The 20277-nt window shown below is 69.0% G+C and carries 17 protein-coding genes and 1 tRNA gene; 6 read left to right on the top strand and 12 right to left on the bottom strand.

Annotated features, from left to right (window positions below; translation table 11 throughout):
* Nucleotides 1-51 precede the first annotated feature (51 nt).
* The 5 genes from selA to P7D22_RS10135 all read left to right on the top strand — a co-directional run bounded on the left by selA (nt 52) and on the right by P7D22_RS10135 (nt 4780).
* Nucleotides 52-1437 carry an L-seryl-tRNA(Sec) selenium transferase gene (gene selA, locus P7D22_RS10115; RefSeq protein ID WP_319934103.1) on the top strand — a complete coding sequence of 462 codons (1386 nt, stop codon included), beginning with the start codon at nt 52-54 and terminating at the stop codon, nt 1435-1437.
* A 120-nt stretch (nt 1438-1557) separates the two neighbouring features.
* The gene (locus P7D22_RS10120; RefSeq protein ID WP_319934104.1) at nt 1558-2346 is read left to right on the top strand and encodes a tetratricopeptide repeat protein; all 789 of its coding nucleotides are present in this window, start codon (nt 1558-1560) and stop codon (nt 2344-2346) included.
* Nucleotides 2343-4286: a selenocysteine-specific translation elongation factor gene (selB, locus tag P7D22_RS10125; RefSeq protein WP_319934105.1), complete on the top strand. Its 1944-nt coding sequence runs from the start codon at nt 2343-2345 to the stop codon at nt 4284-4286. The genes P7D22_RS10120 and selB overlap by 4 nt, the downstream gene beginning before the upstream one ends.
* Nucleotides 4287-4382, top strand: a tRNA-Sec gene (locus tag P7D22_RS10130).
* 17 nt (nt 4383-4399) lie between these two features.
* A complete protein-coding gene (locus tag P7D22_RS10135) occupies nt 4400-4780 on the top strand; it encodes a hypothetical protein (protein ID WP_319934106.1) in 381 nt (126 codons plus the stop codon).
* 24 nt (nt 4781-4804) lie between these two features.
* Here the strand turns inward: P7D22_RS10135 and P7D22_RS10140 are convergent, their stop codons facing one another.
* The 6 genes from P7D22_RS10140 to P7D22_RS10165 all read right to left on the bottom strand — a co-directional run bounded on the left by P7D22_RS10140 (nt 4805) and on the right by P7D22_RS10165 (nt 12936).
* Nucleotides 4805-5143 carry a hypothetical protein gene (locus P7D22_RS10140; RefSeq protein ID WP_319934107.1) on the bottom strand — a complete coding sequence of 113 codons (339 nt, stop codon included), beginning with the start codon at nt 5141-5143 and terminating at the stop codon, nt 4805-4807.
* Between the two features lie 20 nt (nt 5144-5163).
* Nucleotides 5164-6237: a selenide, water dikinase SelD gene (gene selD / locus P7D22_RS10145; RefSeq protein ID WP_319934108.1), complete on the bottom strand. Its 1074-nt coding sequence runs from the start codon at nt 6235-6237 to the stop codon at nt 5164-5166.
* A 32-nt stretch (nt 6238-6269) separates the two neighbouring features.
* Nucleotides 6270-8903 (bottom strand): histidine kinase dimerization/phosphoacceptor domain -containing protein, encoded by a 2634-nt coding sequence (locus tag P7D22_RS10150; RefSeq protein ID WP_319934109.1) that lies wholly within the window; start codon nt 8901-8903, stop codon nt 6270-6272.
* An 80-nt stretch (nt 8904-8983) separates the two neighbouring features.
* A complete protein-coding gene (locus tag P7D22_RS10155) occupies nt 8984-11191 on the bottom strand; it encodes a TonB-dependent siderophore receptor (RefSeq protein WP_319934110.1) in 2208 nt (735 codons plus the stop codon).
* A gap of 230 nt (nt 11192-11421) precedes the next feature.
* Nucleotides 11422-12078, bottom strand: a complete 657-nt coding sequence (locus P7D22_RS10160) for a peroxiredoxin (RefSeq protein WP_319934111.1) — start codon at nt 12076-12078, stop codon at nt 11422-11424.
* 33 nt (nt 12079-12111) lie between these two features.
* Complete coding sequence (locus tag P7D22_RS10165; protein ID WP_319934112.1) at nt 12112-12936, bottom strand: class I SAM-dependent methyltransferase; 825 nt, start codon at nt 12934-12936, stop codon at nt 12112-12114.
* A 264-nt stretch (nt 12937-13200) separates the two neighbouring features.
* On the opposite strand from P7D22_RS10165, the gene P7D22_RS10170 reads away from it, so the two are divergent.
* On the top strand, nt 13201-13965 hold the full coding sequence (locus P7D22_RS10170; protein WP_319934113.1) for a 4'-phosphopantetheinyl transferase family protein: 765 nt from the start codon (nt 13201-13203) through the stop codon (nt 13963-13965).
* 61 nt (nt 13966-14026) lie between these two features.
* Here the strand turns inward: P7D22_RS10170 and P7D22_RS10175 are convergent, their stop codons facing one another.
* Genes P7D22_RS10175 through tauA form a run of 6 tightly spaced genes read right to left on the bottom strand, consistent with a single transcriptional unit; the run spans nt 14027 to nt 19343 of the window.
* Nucleotides 14027-14680, bottom strand: a complete 654-nt coding sequence (locus P7D22_RS10175) for a methionine ABC transporter permease (RefSeq protein WP_319934114.1) — start codon at nt 14678-14680, stop codon at nt 14027-14029.
* Entirely contained in the window at nt 14661-15791 is a 1131-nt protein-coding gene (locus P7D22_RS10180; RefSeq protein WP_319934115.1) for a methionine ABC transporter ATP-binding protein, read from the bottom strand. The genes P7D22_RS10175 and P7D22_RS10180 overlap by 20 nt, the downstream gene beginning before the upstream one ends.
* Before the next feature lie 37 nt (nt 15792-15828).
* Nucleotides 15829-16629, bottom strand: coding sequence for a MetQ/NlpA family ABC transporter substrate-binding protein (locus tag P7D22_RS10185; RefSeq protein ID WP_319934116.1), 801 nt, complete (start codon nt 16627-16629; stop codon nt 15829-15831).
* A gap of 38 nt (nt 16630-16667) precedes the next feature.
* Nucleotides 16668-17519, bottom strand: a complete 852-nt coding sequence (locus P7D22_RS10190; protein ID WP_319934117.1) for an ABC transporter permease subunit — start codon at nt 17517-17519, stop codon at nt 16668-16670.
* Complete coding sequence (locus tag P7D22_RS10195; protein ID WP_319934118.1) at nt 17516-18304, bottom strand: taurine ABC transporter ATP-binding protein; 789 nt, start codon at nt 18302-18304, stop codon at nt 17516-17518. Before P7D22_RS10195 ends, P7D22_RS10190 begins: the two co-directional genes overlap by 4 nt.
* 28 nt (nt 18305-18332) lie before the next feature.
* The gene (gene tauA, locus P7D22_RS10200) at nt 18333-19343 is read right to left on the bottom strand and encodes a taurine ABC transporter substrate-binding protein (protein WP_319934119.1); all 1011 of its coding nucleotides are present in this window, start codon (nt 19341-19343) and stop codon (nt 18333-18335) included.
* Between the last annotated feature and the right edge of the window lie 934 nt (nt 19344-20277).

Here is a 20277-nt window from a genome sequence, read left to right on the forward strand (position 1 = left end):
CGCAGCGCCTCAACAAAGCGCCACGCGCCACAAGGACGCGAGGATCGGCTGATGCCCGATCATGCCGCGCTCCGCGCCCTGCCCTCGGTCGATCAACTGCTGCGGACAACCGCGCTCGCGGCGGCCTGCGAGCGGTTCGGCCATGCCGCGACCGCCATGGCGGTCCGCCGCACCCTCGACGATGCCCGGGACGCCATCCGGGCCGGCCAGCCCGCCCCGCTGCCCGAAGGGCTCATCGCCCAGGCCCTGCTGGCCCTCGAAGCCGCCGACCGCTCCAATCTGCGCCCGCTGTTCAACCTCACCGGCACGGTGCTGCACACCAATCTCGGCCGCGCGCTCCTGGCCGAAGCCGCCATCGAGGCCGCGACCGCGGCCATGCGCGAGGCGGCCGCACTCGAGCTTGACCTCGACACCGGCCGGCGCGGCGAACGCGACGATCACCTGCGGGTGCTGTTGTGCGAGTTGACCGGCGCCGAAGACGCGACGCTCGTCAACAATAACGCGGCCGCGGTGCTGATCGCCTTGAACGCGCTCGGGGCCGGCCGCGAGGCGATCGTCTCGCGCGGCGAGTTGATCGAGATTGGCGGCGCCTTCCGGATGCCGGACATCATGCAGCGCGCCGGCGTGCGGCTCGTCGAGGTCGGCACCACCAATCGCACACACCCGAAAGATTACCGCGCGGCGCTGCGGCCCGAGACCGGATTGATCCTCAAGGTGCACCCGTCGAACTATCGCATCGAGGGATTTACCGCCGAAGTGGAGAACCGCGACCTCGCGGCGCTGGCGCACGAGGGCGGCGTGCCGTTGTTGAACGACCTCGGCTCGGGCACCCTCGTCGATCTGTCGCGTTGGGGCCTCAAGCGTGAGCCCACCGTGCGCGACACGGTGCTGGAGGGCGCCGACCTCGTCACCTTCTCGGGCGACAAGCTGCTTGGCGGCCCGCAGGCCGGCTTCATCGTCGGCCGCAAGGATCTGGTCGCGGCCGTCAACCGCAACCCTTTGAAGCGCGCCCTGCGGGTCGACAAGATCCGCATCGCCGCGCTCGTCGCGACCCTGAAACTCTACCGCGACCCCGAGCGGCTGGCCGAACGGCTGCCGACCCTGCGGCTGCTCGCCCGCAAGCAACCGGAGATCCTCGCCTTGAGCCAGCGGCTCGCGGCACCGGTCGCGGAAGCGCTCGGCAGCCGCGCCACGGTCGAGGTTTGTGCCTGCCGCAGCCAGATCGGCTCCGGCGCCCTGCCGATCGATACGCTGCCGAGCGCCGGGCTGCGGCTCGCCGCGGGCGGCGGCACCGCATTGGCGCGCCTGGCCGCCGACCTCCGCGCCCTGCCCCGCCCGGTCCTCGGCCACATCGCCGACGACGCGCTGGTGCTCGACTTGCGTTGCCTGGAGGACGAGGCGGGGTTGCTGGCCAGCCTGCGGGCGTTGCCGCGATGAGCGGGGCGGAACTTCGATCGTTTGAGCCCTGCGTCCGTGCCCTGTGCGGCTCGGTCGGTCCAGGCAAGGGTCCCGTTCGACCGATGGCCTTCGGCTCTGCGCCACGCCGGGAGCCCTGCCATGGCTTGGCTTGATCGCTTGCGCGGTCGCGCGCCCGACACGGCCGCCGTCCTGGCCGACGCCCGCGCCGCCTCGGAGGCGGGCGACCACGCGGCCGCGTTGGCACTCTGGGAGCCGCTGGCCCGGGCCGGCGTGGCGCGGGCGCAATCCAACATCGGGGCTTGTTTCGCCGAGGGGCTCGGGGTGGCGCGCGATCCCGCCCTGGCGCTACGCTGGCTGACCCTCGCGGCCGACAACGGCGATCCCGTCGGGCAACGCAATTGCGCCGCCCTGCATTTCCGGGGCGAAGGCACCGCCACCGATTTTGCCCGCGCGGCCGAGCTCTACCGTCAAGCCGCCCAACAAGGCGACGCGCCGGCCCAGGACATGCTGAGCTGGATGCTGCTCGAGGGCGAGGTGATGCCGGCCGATCCCGCCGCCGCGCGCCATTGGGCCGAGAAAGCCGCCGCGGGCGGGGTCGCGGCCGCCATGACGCGGCTCGGCATGCTGCACCACAACGCCATCGGGGTACCGCGGGACGCCACAGCGGCGGCCTCCTGGTGGCGACGCGGCGCCGAAGCGGGCGATGCCGACGGGCAGGCCATGCTGGGCGCGGCCTACCTGCTCGGCAACGGCGTCAGCCGGGACGCCACAACCGCCCTGGCCTGGCTGCTGCGCGCCGTCGCGGGCGGCAGCGCCTTGGCGCATCCCTTTCTGCCGGCGGCCCGGGGCGCTCTGACGTCAGACGCCATCGCCGACGCTGAACGCCGCGCCGCGTCACCACTCGTGCCCCCGAGGCCTGCCGCATGATCGTCGGGACTGCCGGCCATATCGATCACGGCAAGACGGCCCTGGTGAAAGCGCTGACCGGCGTCGATGCCGACCGCCTGAAAGAAGAGAAAGCGCGCGGCATCACGATCGACCTTGGCTTCGCGTATCAGCCGCTTGCCGATGACCGGATCACCGGCTTCGTCGACGTGCCGGGCCACGAGCGCTTCGTCCACACCATGCTGGCAGGTGCCAGCGGCATCGACCTGGCGCTGCTGGTGGTGGCGGCCGACGACGGCGTCATGCCGCAAACGCGCGAGCATGTGGCGATCCTCGACCTTCTCGGCATCCGCCGCGGCGTCGTGGCGCTCAGCAAGGCAGACCTCGCCGACGCCGCGCGCCGCGCCGCCGTCGAGGCCGAGATCGCGGCGCTGCTGGCCCCGACGGGCCTGCGCGGCGCCACGGTGGTGCCCGTTTCGACCATCACCGGAGAAGGCGTCGAGGCGCTGCGGCAGCGGTTGGCCGAGGCCGAGCGCGACACCGCCGCAGCGGCTCCCGATGGCGCCTTCCGGCTCGCGGTCGATCGCTGCTTCACGCTGGCCGGCGCCGGGGTGGTGGTGACCGGCACGGTATTGTCTGGCACGGTGAACGTCGGGGATCGCGTTGTGGTGAGCCCATCCGGCCTGCCGGCGCGGGTGCGGTCGATTCACGCCCAGAACCGCCCAGCCGACCGCGGCATGGCAGGGCAGCGCTGCGCCCTCAACCTTGCCGGCGAGGCCGTCGGCAAGGATGCCATCGCGCGCGGCGACGTGGTGTTGACGCCCGGCCTGCACGCCCCGACCGAGCGCATCGATGCCACCCTGCGGCTGCTGCCCGGCGAAACCAAGCCGATCGGACCCTGGTTTCCGGCGCGGCTGCACCTCGGCAGCACAGAGGTTGGCGTCCGCATCGTGCCGCTCGACGGGCCGGTGGCGCCCGGGCGCGAAAGACCCGTGCAACTGGTGCTCGACCGCCCGGTCGCGGCGACGGTGGGCGACCGCTTCGTTATCCGCGACGTGTCGGCCCAGCGCACGATGGGCGGCGGCCGGTTGCTCGACCTGCGGCCGCCGGCCCGCAAACGCCGCACCCCCGAGCGCCTGGCGCAGCTCGACGCCTTGCGGGCCGACGACCCGGCGACGGCCTTTGCGACCTTGTTGACCCTGCACCCCTTCTGGGTCGATGCCGCAGCCTTCGGGCGCGACCATGCGATGGGTGACGCCCAGGCGCGTGCGCTCGAAGACCGAGCCGGCACGATGCTGCCGGCCGGCGCAACCCGCCTGGCGCTCGGCACCGCCGCCTGGGAGCGCTTCGCCCATCAGCTGGCCACTGAGCTCGCGACGTTTCATGCCGAGCATGCCGATCTGCAGGGCCTGGGCCGCGAGCGCCTGCGCCTGAAACTCGAGCCCCGCCTGCCCGCCGAGGCCTTTCGGCTGGCGCTGGAGCGGCAAGCCGACGCCGGCGCGATCGTGCTCGAAGGCGCCTTCGTGCGCCTGCCCGGCCATGCGGTGCGCTTGTCGGAAGCCGACGAGACCCTGTGGCACCGCGTGGCGCCGCTGCTGGCCGGCGATGGGCTGGCCCGGTTCCGGCCGCCACGGGTGCGCGACCTCGCGGGCGCGCTCGATGCACCGGAGCCCGACCTCCGCCGTCTGCTGAAAGCCTGCGGCCGGCTCGGGCGCGTCGATCAGGTGGCGCATGACCACTTCTTTTTGCGCAGCGTCACGGCCGAGATGGCCCTGCTGGCGCGGGACGTCGCCGCAGAGGCGACAGGCGGCACCTTCACGGCGGCGGAGTTCCGCGACCGCATGGACAACGGCCGCAAGGTAGCGATCCAGATCCTCGACTTCTTCGACCGCCATGGTCTGACCTTGCGGCGGGGTGATCTGCGCCGTATCAACCCGCACCGGCTCGACCTGTTCGGACCGGCGACCGCAATCAGGCCTTAGGGAAGAGAATCGTCTCCGGTGGGGCGTCCGGACTTCAAATCCGGGTGGGGCAGCGAGACTGTCCCGGGTGGGTTCGACTCCCATTCTCTTCCGCCACGATGTTTCGAGACGCCATGACGGCCTCCTTGCCGACCGACTTCGACGAATGGCTGGTGACGACCTTCGCCGAGGCGGGGCCGTTCACGCTGTTGTTCGTGCTGGTCCACATCGGCGAAACCAGGATCGACCTGCTGCGCTCGGCCTATCTGCACGTCATGGGCGATGAAACACGATGGCCCGCCATGGCGGCGCTGTTCGATGGCGCCGGCGTCGCGTGGACGGGTGCCGCGCTGTTTCGCGCCGGACGGGAGGGGCTGGTGGCGGATGCCATCGCCCGCGGCCGGCTCGCGGCGCTCGTGGGCAAACTGAACGAGGACCGGCTCCTCATCCGCGAAGGCGAGTTCTTCAACGACAACGGCTTACGGCTTTCGCTCGAAGCCATGAAGCCCCACTGACGGTTTTCTGAAGCGATCCCGGCCTTAGCAGGCCTTTGGCACGGGCGCCTGGGGTGCCAGCGGATCGAGCCCGCGTGCCGTAGCGGGCTGCCACGTTTTCGAGTCCTTGCTGGCGCCGGCCGGCGTGGTGCCGAGATACGACCCACCGGTGCCGCCGCTCCATCCCGTCGATCCGGCATTGCCGGGCGCGGTGCCGTCGGCAGCCGCTGGAGCCGTCTGAGTCGCGGGCGTCAAGGTGGCGGCCGCGTTGGCGCAGTCGCTTTGGGGCTTGCCGGCGGGCGAAGCGGGTGGGCTCTGGGCCAGGGCGGGGCCGGACAGGAAGCCGAGCAGGAGGCTGGCTGCGAGGGGGCAAATACGGGTCATGCGGCGTGTCCTTCGGGACGTCAACGAGCGTCCGGCGGCGCGGTTCCGGCCAGCACGGTGACCTGCGCCGGCCCTGCGACGGCGGTGCCGATCCGGGCAGCCATCGGATAGCCGGCGGCGCGCATGCGGTCCACCAGCGCAGCCGCAGCCTCGGGCGCGCAGGACACCAGCAGGCCGCCGGAGGTTTGCGGATCGGTGAGCAGCTTGCGGCGCCAGTCAGGCCAAACGTCGGGCAGCACTACGGCTTCGCCGTAGCTTTGCCAGTTGCGCTCGGAGGCACCGGTCACGAAGCCGTCGGCCGCCAGCGCCGCCGCGTCGCGCAGCAGCGGCACCGCGTCGGCCTCGATCGTCAAATGCAAGGCTGCGCCACGCGCCATCTCGAGCGCATGGCCCAGCAGGCCGAACCCGGTGACATCCGTCAGCCCATGCACGTCCGGGTCGGCCGCGAGTTCCGCGCCGATGCGGTTCAGCAGCGTCGTCGAGGCGATCATCTCGGCATAGGCGTCAGGCGACAGCGCCCCGCGCTTGATGGCCGCCGAATAGATGCCGACGCCGAGCCCTTTGGTGAGGATCAGTGCGTCGCCCGGTCGGGCGCCGGCATTGCGACGCACCTGGTCGGGACGGCAAATCCCGATCACCGCGAGGCCATAGATCGGCTCCGGGGCATCGATCGAGTGGCCGCCCGCCACCGGGATGCCGGCCTCGGCGCAGATCGAGGCGCCCCCCTGCAGGATGGCGCGGATCGTCTCAGGGGGCAGCTTGTCGATCGGCATGCCGAGGATCGCCAGCGCCATGATGGGTTTGCCACCCATCGCATAAATGTCCGACAGCGCGTTGGTGGCCGCGATGCGGCCGAAGTCGCGCGGGTCGTCCACCATGGGCATGAAGAAGTCCGTGGTGGCGATCACGCAGGTGTCGGCGTCGATCTGCCAGACGGCGGCGTCGTCGGCCGTTTCGGTGCCGACGAGCAACTGCGGAAAGGCAGCCGCGAGCGGTTGATCGGCCAACAACGTCCGCAACACGGACGGCGCCAGCTTGCAGCCGCAGCCGCCGCCATGGGCGAGCTCGGTCAGTCGCTTGGGTTCGAACGGCATGCTGCTGGGTCCAGTCATCATGGGTGTCCGCCTCAAGCCACGATGACGAAGCGGGTTCCGGCGCCGTCATCGGCTTCGACGCTCATCTCGGCATCGATGCGGGCCAGCATGGCCCGGATGACCCGCATCCCGAGGCCGCCGCGCTTGCGCGGGCCGGCTTCCCAATCGGCCGGCAGGCCGCGTCCGCGATCCCCGACGCTGAGGCGCAGGCCGCCTGCGCCGCGCGGCTCCACCCGAACCTCGACCGGTCCCGGCACGCCGGGCGCATAGGCGTATTTGAAGGCGTTGGTGATCAGCTCGGTGGCAATCAGCGACAACGCCACGGCGGTGCGGCTCGGCACCATCACCCCCGGGTCGGCCGCCACGCTCAGGCGGTCGGCCGTGTCCGAAAGGCTGGCCGCGATGTCGCCGCAGAGCAGCCGCAGGGTTTCACCGAGGTCGACCGTTTCGGCATCATGGGCGTGCTGCAGGGCGTCATGCACGCGCGCCACGCTCATCACCCGCGTGTAGGTGTCCTGGAACGCCGCCTTGGCGGCCACATCCTCGATGCTCCGCGCCTGCATCAGCATGACGCCGGCGACGATCTGCAGCGAGTTCTTCACCCGGTGGTCGATCTCGCGGGCCAGGATTTCGCGCTGTTCGAGCGCATAGGTGAGTTCCTGCTGCTTCGACGACAATTCGGCGATCTTGCGCCCTTGTCGCAGCACCACGCCCTCGATGGCGACCGCCAGCGCCTCGGCGGCCGACACCTGCCAGGACGCCCACGCCTCCGCCTGTCCCCGCCGTTCCTCGACCCAGCGCTCGAAGGAGCGACGCGGCAGCACGACGCTGCTGCCGACCTCGGACAACACGGTCTTGCGGGGGTCGCCGCCCCAGACCACGGTGGCGGTCACCTCCGGCCGGAACCAGAGCAGGAGGTGCTGGCGCTCAGCCCCGACGAACACGGCCAGCAGCCCCGACATCTGGCCGCGCAGCGGCGTCGAGGGTGCCCAATGTTCCGACAGGTCGGCCGTCGCGAAAATGGTCTGATGCTCCGGCAGGGTCTGCCGCAACCAGGCCGCGAGCGCCTGCAGGGCGTCGGCCGGCGGGGCCATCCCCACGGTCGCGACCCGGTCGGCGCTGACGACCGCGGCGCCCGTCGCCTCGACGAGGTCGCGCAGCGTGGCGCCGGCGCCGGCCACGCTCAAGGCCGCAACGAAATCCTCATGGCCGGCCAACCGTCGCAACAAGGTGTTCTGCACCTCGAGCGCCGCCTGCTGCTCGGCCCAGGCCTTGCGGCTTTCGAGCTCGTGCAGCCGCAGCGCGAAGCCGTCCGTCACCAGGGCCGCAAAGGCCCGGGTTTCCGGCGCCACGTAATGGGGCTGGCGATGGTGGCCGATCACCAGGCCCCAAAGCCGGCCCCCATCGAGGATCGACACCGACATGGAGCCGTTGACGCCGAGGTTGCGCTGATATTCGAGGTGGATCGGCGACAAGGCGCGCGACGGCACGAAGGTGAGGTCGACGGCCTGGTTGGCGGCCGCCGGTGCGGCCAGCACGGCGGCCGGCGTGGCGTCGCGATCCACCACGAAGCGGGCCGGCGCCTTGGTGTAGAGCGCGCGGGCCTGGGCCGGGATATCGGAAGCCGGGAACCGCAACCCGAGCAGCGACGGGTAGTCGGCCACCAAGCTTTCTGCAATGGCTTCGCCGTTCCAGTCGACATCGAACCGGTAGACCAGCACGCGCTCGAAGCCCGTCATGGCCCGCACCTCGTCGGCGCAGGCGGTTGCGGCCTCGGTCAGATCCGCAGCGGCGCGGATGCGGGTCACGGCCTCCTGGGCGTCGAGTGCGGTCGCGGGGCCGTAATCGTCGGCGCGGTCGGGCGCCATCTCGAACTCGATCATCACGGCATCGTCGTGCCGGTGCGCGGACACCAGGAACGGCTCGGTGTCGCCCCCGAGCCGGGCGATCCGGCGCCAAGGCCGTCCCGGCGTCGCCAGCGCTTCATCGGCGAGGGCCGCCCGCAGGGGCACGAGCAGATCCATTGGAAGCACGGCTTCGGCCGCGCCTCCGATCAACTCGGCACCATCGCGACCGAACAAAGCGAGGCAGCCGTCGCTGAAGGCCGTGATCCGAAGCGCGCCTGGATCGAGCACCAGCAGGTTGGCATAAGGCTGGATGGCGCCGGGGATATGGATCGGCTCGCGTTCGCAAACGCCGGCGTCGATCGGTTCGGCCCGGCTCCTGCGCTCCACCGTCACCTGGGCGGCCTCGCTGGCGAGGGCGGCATGCCGCTGCCGCGTGGCCGCAAGGGCCACCACCGCCTCGAAGACGATCCAATAATGGCCGGGCGTGGCGGAATCCAGCAAGGCGACCTGCGCCCGGATGGGCGGCTCGAAGCCGAAAAGAAACGGAAAGCGGGCATCGAGCACGCCACGTCGCAGCCCTGCCCTGAAGCGCCCCAGGAAAGCCGGCTGACGGGCCGCCGGGATCAATTGCGCGAAGAAGTCGATGGCCCCGAGATCGGCCTCGGGAAGGCCACAAAGCTGCCGCGCGGCAGCATTGCACCAGACGAGGCGGCCGGCGACATCGACCTTGAAGACGCAATCGCGAAGCTCATCGATCTCCCGCGAGGTGAGACCGTCGAGATCCTGCGCCTGGACCGGGGTGCTGGTGCTTGCCTCCATCCCGTATGTGTAAAGAACAGATCGGCCAGCGTCGAGGGACGCCGGCCGCGATGATCGACGCCCTCAGAAGGCGGATCGGCTCACCATTTATAGGCCAGCGTGCCGATGATCTTGCGGCGATCGCCGTAGAAGCAGGCCGAACCCGAGCTGCAGCTCGACACATAGGTGGTGTCGGCGATGTTCTGCAGGTTGACGGCGGCGCGCCAGTGGCCGGTGTCGTAATGGATGGCGGCGTCGCCCAGCACATAGCTCGGCACTTCGAGGCTGTTGGCCTGGTCGGCGAAGGAATGGCCGACGTAGCGGACGCCGGCCCCGAACCCCAGGCCGCGCAGGTAACCGTCCTGCAAGGTGTAGTCGAGCCACAAGGAGCCGAACTGCTGCGGCGTCGCGGTCAGAACATTGCCGATGATCGCGGTGTTGAGATCCTTGGTGACCTCGAGGTCATAGGCCGTGTAGGCGCCGATCAGGCTGAGGCCGTCCGTGAGGTTGGCCTGAGCCGAAAGTTCGAGGCCGCGTGACCGCACCTGGCCGGTCTGGATCGTGTTCTGCACGTTGAGGGGATCGGTGGTCGACACGTTGTCGCGGGTCAGGTTGAACAGCGCGATGCGGGCCGTGATGGGCAGGCTCGGCGACTGGTACTTGACGCCGACCTCCTCCTGCTCGCCGGTTTCGGGAACCAACGGCAGGTTTGTCGCCGTGTTGGTGCCGATCACCGGATTGAACGAGGTGGCATAGCTGACGTAAGGCGCGATGCCGTTATCGAGGTTGTAGATGACGCCGACTTTGCCGGTCGTGGCATCCGGGTTGCTGGTGAAGCCGGTGCCGGTCGAACGGCTCTTCTGATCGGTGCTGACGAAGTCTTCCCGCACGGCGCCCACCACGGTCAGCCGGTCGAAGCTGATCTGGTCCTGCCCATAAAGGCCGGTCTGGTCGACCGTTTGGTTATTGTCGTTGTACCGGAAGGTGTTGAGCGTCGTCGGCGTGTAGAACGGGTTCACCAGATTGAGGTTCGACCCGAACGCGAAGGCCTGATCGTCGTGCAGGAAGTAGTGCTTGTAGTCGAGGCCGAGCAGCAGGTCGTGCTGCAGCGCTCCCGTGGCGAAACGCGTTTCGGCCTGGTTGTCGACCGACACCTGATTGGCATAGGGCTGGGTGAGGAACTGGTAGCGGGCTAGTTCCGCGCTGGCCGCCCCATTGGCGTATCCCCCGCCGTAGAGTGACGATTCCAGCACGTTCAGGTGGCTGAAGCGAAAATTCTGCCGCACCGTGAAGAAGGGGGTCAGGGCCGACTCGAACCGCGTGCCGACCATCGACTGCTCGCGTTCGAACGTGTCGACGCTGGGCTCGCTGGTGAACAGGTTCGTCGGAATGCGGCCATAAGGCGCCGCCTTCACGGTTCCCTCATAGGGCAGGAAGTTGGGGTTGTTGGTCCAGTCGCGCTGGTATTGCCCGAGCAGCGTCAGCGCGGTCGCGGCATCCGGGCGGTAGGTCAGGCTCGGGGCCACCAGGGCGTGGTCGTCCTCCGTGTGCTTGACCTGGGTGTCGCCGATGTGACCGTCGCTGACGAAGCGATAGGCCCACTGGTTCCGGTCACCCGCCACGCCGCCGATGTCGACCGCCCCGTAAGCGTTGCCGAAATTGTTGACGCCCGCTTCCACGACCCCGAAGGTCGTGAAGGTCGGCAGCTTGCTGACCGCGTTGACGAGGCCGCCCGGGCTGCCGCCGCCGTAGAGCACCGACGAAGGGCCTTCGACGACCTCGATGCGCTCGAGGTTCCAGGGGTCGAGCTTGTAGCTTGCGAAGGCGTTCGAGAAGAGCTGCAGGTTATCGAGGTAATAGCCGATCTGCTCGGCCGAGAAGCCCCGGATCAGGATGAAGTCGGTCCGCGGATCGAAGCCGAACTGCTGCACGGCGCCCGGCGAATAGCGCAACGCCTGCTCGATGGAATCGGGCTTCTGGTCTTCGATCTGCCGCGTGCCGATCACCGAGATCGACTGCGGCGTACGGTTCAGCGGCGTGGATGATTTGGTGCCGGCCGTGCTTTGCGACGCCACATAGCCGTTGATCGGCCCCGTGCCGGATTCCGGCTTGGCCGCGCCCTCGACGTCGATGGCGTCGAGCTGCACCTGCGCCGGGGCGGCGGTTTGCGCCGAGGCAGGCGCGGCCGCAAGCGCGGGCAGCAGCATCAAGCCGCAGCGGTAGAGCGCCGCGTGCCTGCGGACTGCGGGATCCTGTCCCGTCCGCGCATGGGTACGCCGCACGCGGCCCGGGGATGCCGGCTTCGTCATCAAATGGTTCGCCTTGGATCGAAGTTGATCCTGCGGCGATAGGGCATCGGGGCCGTTGAACTCAAGCGCCAGGGCGGAGCGCGGCGGCGTTTGCGACGGCCTGTTACGCGATGGGTAACAGATCAGAATTAGTGCAGTTCAAGATTTCGTGAGGTTTTGGAGGCGGTCGGTTTGATCCAACACCCCGCGGTGCGGGGGACGGCGGTCTTGCGCGACCGCCGCCCGAGGGGTCAGCGCGGCTGCGGCACGATCCGCAGGTAAGGCACGGCCGCCTCGAAGCCGGCCGGGTATAGCTCCTTCGCCTGGGCGTCGCTGACCGAGCCCGCGATGATGACCTTGTCGCCAGGGCGCCAGTCGGCCGGCGTCGCCACCTTGTGGGCGCTGGTGAGCTGCAAGGAATCGAGGGCCCGCAGGATCTCGTCGAAGTTGCGGCCCGTGGTCATCGGATAAGCGAGCGCCAGCTTGATGACCTTGTCGGGACCGATGATGAAGACCGTCCGCACCGTGGCGTTGGCGGCGGGCGTGCGGCCTTCCGCCGAGCCGGGGGTGTCGGCCGGCAGCATGCCGTAGAGTTTCGACACGGCGAGGTCCGCGTCGCCGATCAGCGGATAGGTGACGGCGTGGCCCTGCGTGGCGGCGATATCGGCGGCCCAGCGCTCATGCGCCTCGACCGGGTCGACCGACAGGCCGATCACCTTGGTGTGGCGGGCCTGGAACTCCGGCAGCAGCCGGGCCACGGCCCCGAGTTCGGTGGTGCAGACCGGCGTAAAGGTTTTCGGGTGGGAGAACAGGATGGCCCAATCCGCCCCGAGCCAGTCGTGGAACCGGATGGGCCCCTGCGTGGTCTCGGCGGAAAAGTCCGGCGCGATGCTTCCGATCGGCAACATGGTTCGTGTTCCTTTCTTCGCTGGCCCGAGCCCTTATGGCTGCGGCTTGACGAATTTCAACAACATGCGGTCGCTTTCGCCGATCGCCGCATAACGGGCCCGGTCCTGGTCCTTCAGCCGATACGTCGGTGGCAGGGTCCAGACGCCGTCGGGGTAGTCCTTGGTGTCCCGCGGATTGGCATTGAGGTCCGAGCGCGCCGCGAGCCGGAACCCGGCTTTCTCGGCCAGACCGATCACGACATCCTCCCGCACGTAGCCGCTCTTCGCCTGCGGGTCCTGGGGCCGGTCGTCCGTGCCGCGATGTTCCTCGACGCCAAGCGTGCCGCCGGGCTTCAGGGCGCGGAAGAAGCTGGAGAACACCGCATCGGCGGTGCCGGACGCCATCCAGTTATGGACGTTGCGGAAGGTCAGCACCGCATCGGCGCTGCCGGGCGCCACGAGGTCGCGCGGCGGATCGAAGGCGGCCACGACCACCCGATCGTAATCCGCCGGGTCGGCCGCGAGCTTGGCTGCGAACAGCTGATTGCCGCCGACGGCCTCGGCCGAGGTGTCGGACGACGGCGGGTTGGCCGCGACATAGCGGCCCTGCGGCCGCAAGTATGGGCCCAGGATCTCGGTCCAGTAGCCGGCGCCGCCCGGCAGGACCTCGACCACCGTGTCGGTGGGCCGGATGCCGAGGAAACGGAGGTCGGCCAGCGGGTGGCGGTCGCGGTCACGCGCCAGGTTTGCGGTGCTGCGCTGCGACCCGGCGACGATCGCCTCGAGGGTCGGACCGGCGTCCTGCGCCAGCGCAGGCATGGCCAGCCCGCACAGGGCCCAAACGGTGGCGAGCGCGCCGGCGCGTTCCCGATGATGCATGGCGGTCCTCAAGCGTTTGGGGGCGTGTGCGGCCCCGGGGATCGGCAGCGTCGGCAGGTCTGTCCGGGGCGCCACCTTCCTGCCTATAGGGGCGCGCCCCGGCATGAAAGCGCGCCGATGCCGCGAACCCGCGCACCCGCGCACCGGCAAGCGGCACGGCTCGTGCCTGTTGACCATGTGGCCCCGCGTGGCAGTCTCGGCGCCGTGGGCCATCGTGTTCCGCGCGGGATCATAATGGTGGTCGGAGCTCGGGAGCGATGAACCGTGGGTGAGCAGCGACCGATCGCTCTGCGTTGCCGCATCACGGCCGGGCTCGGGGCCGCCGAAACCGACCGGGACCTCGCCCTGCTGGACGACGACGAGCGACATGCAGCCGCGCGCCTGCGCTTCGCGACGGATCGGCGCGACTTCATCGCGGCCCATGCGCTCGCACGACGCATGTTGAGCACTGAGGCGTCGGCGGTGTCGCCGGACGGCTGGCGTTTCGACCGCGTGGCCGCGGGAAAGCCTTTCGTCCGTCCGGGGTCGGACGGGCATCCTCCCCCGGTGTTCAGCCTCAGCCACGGCAAGGGGCTGGTCGGCTGCGCGGTCGCGCCCAGCGGGGCGCTCGGCCTCGATGTAGAGGGCCGCGTCGATTTCGATGTCACCGCGGTGGCCGGCACCGTGTGCTCCGCCGACGAGCGGGCGCAGTTGTCCGGGCTGACGGAACGCGACCGCGGCACACGCTTCCTCGACTTCTGGACCCTGAAGGAAGCCTACGGGAAGGCGCAGGGCCTCGGCGTCGCGATCGACCTCGCATCCGCGTCCTTCGACCTGCGACACCCCGGGAGCATCGGCCTGCGCCCTGGCTGCGATGCGGCCTCCCTGTGGCATTTTGCCTTGTTCGAACCCGAGGCGGGCAGTCGCCTCGCGGTCGCGATCGCGTGCCCGGAGGGCGTCGTGCCGCCGATCGACGCGGCGCTGATCGGCCTTGATGGGTCGGTCGTGGCGCTGCAGGTGCTTCGCCAGGGCAGCGGCGAACCGGGCTGATCGAGCCTCCCGGGCCGCACCGAGCGTCTGCATGGCTGGGTGGTCCGACGACGTCGTGGCTTCAGCGATGGTCGACGCGGCGGGCCAGTCGGTCGCCGCCGGCCTGGATGGCCGCCACCAGCAGGATCAGCACGACGATGACGGCCACCATGACGGGGGTGTTGAAGCGCTGATAGCCATAGCGGATCGCGAGGTCGCCAAGGCCGCCGGCCCCGACCGCACCCGCCATCGCGGAGGCGCCGATGAGCAGCACCAGCGTCACCGTAAAGCCGGACACGAGGCTCGGCAACGCCTCGGGGATCAGCACCTCGCGCATGACGGTGAGCTGGCTGCCGCCCATGGCCCGCACGGCTTCGACAAGACCCCGGTCGACCTCGCGCAGCGACACTTCGGCAACCCGGGCATAATACGGGATCGCGGCGATCGACAGCGGCACGATGGCGGCCGCGGTGCCGATCGAGGTGCCGACGATCAGCCGCGTCAACGGGATCAGCGCCACCAGCAGGATGATGAAGGGTAGCGACCGGAACGCGTTGACGATCGCGCCGAGCCCCCGGTTGAGCGAGGCATGGGCCCACAGGCCGCCCGGCGCCGTGTTGAGCAGCACGAGGCCGAGCGGGAGCCCGAGCACGAACGAGATCGCGCCCGACACCGCCGTCATGGTCACGGTTTCCCAGAAGGCCTGGAGCAGGTGGTCATACGGGATCAGCGGCATAGCCGAGCACCTCCAGGCTGGAGAAAAGCGAGCCCGCGCCGGCCTGCAGGGCGGCGAGGCGCTCGGGGGTGCCGTCCGGCACGGCCAGAACCAGCGTCGCCACCGGCTCGGTCCCGACGCGGTCGATCTCGGCGCGGAGCACCAACGGCTCGACGCCCGCATGGCCCGCCAGGGCGCCGACGAGCGGTCGCGTCGCGGCTGTGCCCTGCGCCACCACCCGTAGGATCGCATATAGGCCGGGGCGGTAGCTCGGCTCGAGCCGCTCGGCCGGCACCGCTTCGGGCGCATGCTGGGCGGAGGCGATCAGCCGTCGGGTGAGCTCGGTGCGCGGCCGCGCGAAGATTTCCGCGGTGCGGCCCTGCTCGATGACGGTGCCGCGTTCCAGCACCAGGACGCGCCGGCACACCGCCCGAACGACGCTCATCTCGTGGGTGATCATTACTACGGTGAGGCCGAGCTGGCGGTTGATGTCGCGCAACAGCTGCAGGATCGCGGCCGTGGTTTCGGGGTCGAGTGCCGAGGTGGCCTCGTCGGACAGGAGCAGCGCCGGGTCGGCCGCAAGCGCGCGGGCGATGCCGACGCGCTGCTTCTGGCCGCCCGACAGTTGCGCCGGATAGCTGTCGGCCTTGCCGTCGAGCCCGACTAGGGCAAGCAGGTCCGCCACCCTGGCCCGGCGCTTCGCTTGGTCGACGCCGGCGATCCGCAGCGGCAGCGCCACATTGCCGGCCACCGTCTTGGCCGACAGCAGGTTGAAGTGCTGGAAGATCATCCCGACCCGGCCGCGCAAGCGGCGCAGCGCGGCTTCGCGCAGGTTCGCGAGGTTTTGCCCCAAGACCTCGACGGTGCCACCGTCGGGGCGCTCCAGGCCGTTCAAGCATCGGATCAGCGTCGACTTGCCGGCGCCGCTGCGGCCGATGATGCCCAGGATCTCGCCCGCCGCGACCTCGAGCGAGATGCCGTCGAGCGCCTGGAGGGCGCCGAACCGCTTGCGCACGTCGGTGAGGCGCACGAGCGGCGTCGGCGCTGCCTTAGGGGCGGCTTCGCAAGCGGGTGCGGCCGCCACAAGGAGCCCTGACGTAGCGTCTTCGAGATCACTGAACGCGAGCGTCATCGGCGGCTCCGCGTCCCGAAGCGCCGCGCCAAGGGCCTCACCATGCCGCCATCGCCGAGCCCTTGTAGACCGTCTTCAGGCTGTCCCGCACGGCATCGCTCTGATAGGCGGCCACCAGGGTCTTGACCCAGGGGTCATTCTCGTGGCCGGCCTTGACGGCGATGAAGTTGCGGTAGGGGTTGTCGGCCACCGGTTCGGTCGCGATGCGGTCGGCGGGCGTGAGGTTCGACTTCAACGCCCAATCGGTGTTGACCACGGCGGCCCCGAGATCGTCGATGGAGCGGCCGACGATGCCGGCATCGAGCTCCTTCACCTGCAGGTTCTTCGGATTGTCGACGATATCGGTCGTGGTGGCCAGGATGCCGGCTTCGGGCTTCAGCGTGAGGAGGCCCTGCCGTTCCAGCAGGCGCAGCGCCCGGCCCTCGTTGCTGGGATCGTTCGGGATGCCGATCACAGCGCCTTTCGGCAGATCGGCGACGGTCTTCACCGTGTGGGAATAAAGCCCGATCGGCCACACCGCCGTATAGCCCACCGGCACGATGTGGTAGCCGCGCGTCTTGATCTGGTTGTCGAGGTAGGGCTTGTGCTGGAAGGCATTGGCCTCGAGCTCGCCGTTCTCCAGCGCCTCGTTGGGCTGGGTGTAATCGTTGAACACCACGAGCTTGAGATCGAGGCCGTGCTTGGCGGCCTCGGTCTTCACCACCGCCCAGATGTCCTCGTCCTCGGCGCTCATGATGCCGACGCGAACGGTATCGGCCGCCCGGGCAGAGGCGATGGGCAGCGCCGTCGTCAGGGCGAGGCCGGCCAGCAGGGCGGCGCGGCGGGTCAGCGTGGTCATGGTCATGAACTCCGAAACAGGATGGAACAAGGGTTCGCTCAGCCGCGCCCGTGCCAAGGCACCAGCCAGCGCTCGAGCAGGCGCATGCCGAGGGAAAACAAGAACGCGAAAGCCGCGATGACGCCGATACCGACGAACACCACGTCGGTGGCCAGGAACTGCGCGGCCGACATGATCATGAAGCCGATGCCGCGTGTGGCGGCGATGAGTTCGGCCGCCACCAGGGTCGACCAGCCGACCCCGATGGCGATGCGCAGGCCGGTGAGGATGTCCGGCAGCGCCCCCGGCAGCACAACGGTGCGGAACACCTGCAACCGCGTGCCGCCGAGCGTCAGAGCGGCATTGATGCGTTCGGCCGACAGGCCACGCACGCCGGCCTGGGCCGAAAGACAGATGGGCGCGAACATCGCCAGGGTGAGCAGCGTCACCTTGGAGGTTTCGCCGATACCGAGCCAGATGATCATCAACGGCAGGTAGGCGAGCGGCGGCAGCGGCCAGTAGAATTCGATGATCGGATCGGCGACGCCCTTGGCCCAGCGGCTGAGCCCCATGGCGAGGCCGAGGGGAATGGCCATCGCGGCGGCGATCAGCAAGGCCGAGACGATGCGGCCGAGGCTGGCCGCGAGATGTTCGGCCAGAGTGGCATTGGCGTAGCCTTCGGTCGCCACCGCGATCAGCTGCGTTCCCACATCCCCTGGCGAGGGCAGGAACAAGGGCGTCACCAGCCCGTAGCGGGATACGAGCTCCCAGGCGGCCCCCAGCACCACGATACTGAGCAGGCTGATCGGCCAAGTGGAGCGACCGGCGAGACCATGGTGGCGCGGGCGCACCAGCCTCGGGGGTGGCCCGGGCGGGGCCGACACGCGGGCATCGCTGACGGTCACGCTCATTGCAGCCGCCCGGCGGCATCGCCGGCATGCAGCACGCGGCGCAGGTCCTCGTGCAGCCGCACGAAGCCGGGCTCGGCCCGGATGGCGTCGACCGTGTCGCCGCCGGCCAGTCTGCGCACATAATCGAGCTCGCGTCGCTCGACCACCCGGCCGGGCCGCGGCGACATCACCAGCACCGTGGTGCCGAGCAGGATCGCTTCCTCGATCGAGTGGGTGATGAAGAAGATCTGTTTCGCGGTCTTGGCCCAGATCTCGATCAACAGCGCCTGCATCTGTTCGCGGGTCAGGCTGTCGAGCGCCCCGAAGGGCTCGTCCATCAGCAGCACCTTGGGGTCGGTGGCGAGCGCGCGAGCGAGGCCGACGCGCTGCCGCATGCCGCCCGACAGCTGATGCGGTTCGGCCTCGGCGAAATCCGCCAGATGCACCAGGCGCAGGATCGCTCGGGCGCGCTCGCGCCGCTCACGCCGCCCGATGCCGGCATACTCGAGCCCCAGCGCCACGTTGTCGACGACATTACGCCAGGGCAGCAAGGCATCCTTCTGGAACACCACGCCGCGGTCGGCCCCGGGGCGGGTGACCGGCACGCCATCGAGCAGGATGGCGCCCTCGCTCAGCGGCATGAAGCCCGCGATGGCGTTCAACAACGTCGACTTCCCGCAACCGCTGGCGCCGAGCGCCACCACGATGCTGTTCTCGGCAATGTCGACCGACACCCGGTCGAGGGCGTGGACGAGGCGCCCGCCCCCACCCTCGAAGAAGACGCTCGCCTGCTGGATCTGGAGCATGGTTTGGTCCGATCGACGCGCGGGGCGCTCAGTTGGACAGCGGCGCCACGAAGGCGGCCGTCACGAAGGCGTTGTAGTCGTCCCGCACGGCGGTGATCTTTCTTTGCTCCTTCAGGAAACCGGCCGTGTCCTTGAGGATGCGGGCAACACCGCCCTTGTCGCCACCACCGAGCCAGGCCTCGCTGGCCTGGGCCGCGGCCGGCAACAGGTTGAGATCCGCGAGCCCGGCCGCCTGGGTCTCCGGAGTTCCACCAAGCAGCTTGGCGATGGCTTTCACGTTGTCGGATTGGGGATCCCAGGCCGCCTTGTCGGTCAGGAAGGACGCGTTCTCCCGGGCGACCTCCCCCGCAAAGGCCGTCAGAAAGGCCGGATCCTCTTTGACGAGAGCCGCGGTCGCGACCCAGGCGTTGAAGGTCGGGGCGCCGCGTTCCGCCACCTGCTTCGAGGTTAACAATACCGTGCCGGTCTTCTTCAGCTCCCTGAGCGCAGGATCCCAGACGAAGGCGCCGTCGAGGTCGCCGCGATGCCACGCCGCCACGATCTCGGGCTGTGCCAGGGCCAACACGGTGGCGTCCTTTTCGGCGATGTTGTTCTGCTTCAGGGTGGCGAGGAGCTGGTAATGGTCGGTGGACACCGGGGCGGCCGCCAGGCGCTTGCCCTTGAGGTCGGCCGGTCCAGCGATGTTCGAGCCGTTGCGCACCACCAGGGCCTCATCGGTGCCGGAGATCGACGACACATAGAATGCCTTGATGTCGAGGCCGCGGCTGGCCGCCGCCGCGAAGGGGCTCGAGCCGACATAGCCGACCTGCACGTCGCCCGACGCGATGGCGGCGAAGATATCCGCGCCCGAGTTGAACTTCCGGAACGTGACCGGGCGGCCCACCGCCCTGGCCAAGGCGCCGTTGGCGATCGCGACCTCAACCGGATCGGGACCAGTCTGGTAGGCCACCACAACGGGGCGCGCAGGCGCCGCGACGGCAACGGTCGGCAGGCCAACAACGCCGGCCAAAAGAACAAGGCGAAGCACGGACGAAGGCATGGGAAACTCCGAAAAGCTTGAAGCAAGGAAGCGCCGCAGAGCAGCGCCAGAAGGAACGTCGGCTTTCAACCAGCAAGGGCTGGGAGCGGCCACGACAGGCGATCGGCCGAACTAAACGTCGAGACGGCCTTGCCTATCGGCAACGCGCGTGATGACCCTAACGGCCCGCGCCGCATGGTACGCCGCAACATGACGCGGCTTCGCGGCATGAAAAGCGGGACGGCATGGGTCGCGGCATACGCACGGATCAGGGAGCCCTTCGCAAGAACAAGGCTATTGTCTACAAATCAGGTAGATTGTCAAGCTGTTCAGAACGGCCATCGCTCATCGGAGCAGTCTCATTCGAATCTAACGCACTGTCCTGACTGGCTTGATTTTCTTTGGGTGTCGGGTTGGAATCACTGAAGCTGAAGCAGTTGCAATCTGGCCTTTGAACGTTGATCGGACTAGACTCACCGATCGTAGAAGGTGGCGAATGCAAGAGTTCCCTCAGGCCAGCTTGACAAGATATGCGGAAGGATTTGCGTGCCGTGAGTTGTCAGGAAGCTCAGGATATCCTGTCGGCAACAATGCAAACAAGCGCAGCACCGACAAATCGTCGAACGACACTATGCGCGCTATCCCGGGCGCATAGCTGGCTACGTGTTTGGCTCGTCATTGTGTATTCAATGCGCACGTATGTCAGTTGCCGTCACACCGACTTTTCGCTCATCCCATCATTAATATTGCCAAAGCTTGCGTGGTGGTTCAGCGAAGCTATGGCATTGATGTAATGGGGCGCTGAGTCAGAGCCGATGTAATCGGGATTCGAGAGATCCCCTCCCCTATCGGCTTAAGCAAGTCTAATAGCGTTTCTGTAATGAGCCTAGACCAGCGCAACGTATGCCTCCGGTGAGGACCGCGGTTGATTATGGCCGGTTTTGCTTAGCGAGCA

Origin of the sequence: Lichenihabitans sp. Uapishka_5 (assembly GCF_033947565.1) — a bacterium.
Taxonomy (GTDB): domain Bacteria; phylum Pseudomonadota; class Alphaproteobacteria; order Rhizobiales; family Beijerinckiaceae; genus Lichenihabitans.

Coding starts and splice junctions, on each gene's coding strand:
- P7D22_RS10165 (WP_319934112.1), bottom strand. CDS start 12,936: ATGCATCATCGGGAACGCGCCGGCGCGCTCGCCACCGTTTGGGCCCTG.
- P7D22_RS10140 (WP_319934107.1), bottom strand. CDS start 5,143: ATGACCCGTATTTGCCCCCTCGCAGCCAGCCTCCTGCTCGGCTTCCTG.
- P7D22_RS10190 (WP_319934117.1), bottom strand. CDS start 17,519: ATGAGCGTGACCGTCAGCGATGCCCGCGTGTCGGCCCCGCCCGGGCCA.
- P7D22_RS10175 (WP_319934114.1), bottom strand. CDS start 14,680: ATGCCGCTGATCCCGTATGACCACCTGCTCCAGGCCTTCTGGGAAACC.
- tauA (WP_319934119.1), bottom strand. CDS start 19,343: ATGCCTTCGTCCGTGCTTCGCCTTGTTCTTTTGGCCGGCGTTGTTGGC.
- P7D22_RS10120 (WP_319934104.1), top strand. CDS start 1,558: ATGGCTTGGCTTGATCGCTTGCGCGGTCGCGCGCCCGACACGGCCGCC.
- selD (WP_319934108.1), bottom strand. CDS start 6,237: ATGCCGTTCGAACCCAAGCGACTGACCGAGCTCGCCCATGGCGGCGGC.
- P7D22_RS10195 (WP_319934118.1), bottom strand. CDS start 18,304: ATGCTCCAGATCCAGCAGGCGAGCGTCTTCTTCGAGGGTGGGGGCGGG.
- selA (WP_319934103.1), top strand. CDS start 52: ATGCCCGATCATGCCGCGCTCCGCGCCCTGCCCTCGGTCGATCAACTG.
- P7D22_RS10160 (WP_319934111.1), bottom strand. CDS start 12,078: ATGTTGCCGATCGGAAGCATCGCGCCGGACTTTTCCGCCGAGACCACG.
- P7D22_RS10185 (WP_319934116.1), bottom strand. CDS start 16,629: ATGACCACGCTGACCCGCCGCGCCGCCCTGCTGGCCGGCCTCGCCCTG.
- selB (WP_319934105.1), top strand. CDS start 2,343: ATGATCGTCGGGACTGCCGGCCATATCGATCACGGCAAGACGGCCCTG.
- P7D22_RS10180 (WP_319934115.1), bottom strand. CDS start 15,791: ATGACGCTCGCGTTCAGTGATCTCGAAGACGCTACGTCAGGGCTCCTT.
- P7D22_RS10150 (WP_319934109.1), bottom strand. CDS start 8,903: ATGGAGGCAAGCACCAGCACCCCGGTCCAGGCGCAGGATCTCGACGGT.
- P7D22_RS10155 (WP_319934110.1), bottom strand. CDS start 11,191: ATGACGAAGCCGGCATCCCCGGGCCGCGTGCGGCGTACCCATGCGCGG.
- P7D22_RS10135 (WP_319934106.1), top strand. CDS start 4,400: ATGACGGCCTCCTTGCCGACCGACTTCGACGAATGGCTGGTGACGACC.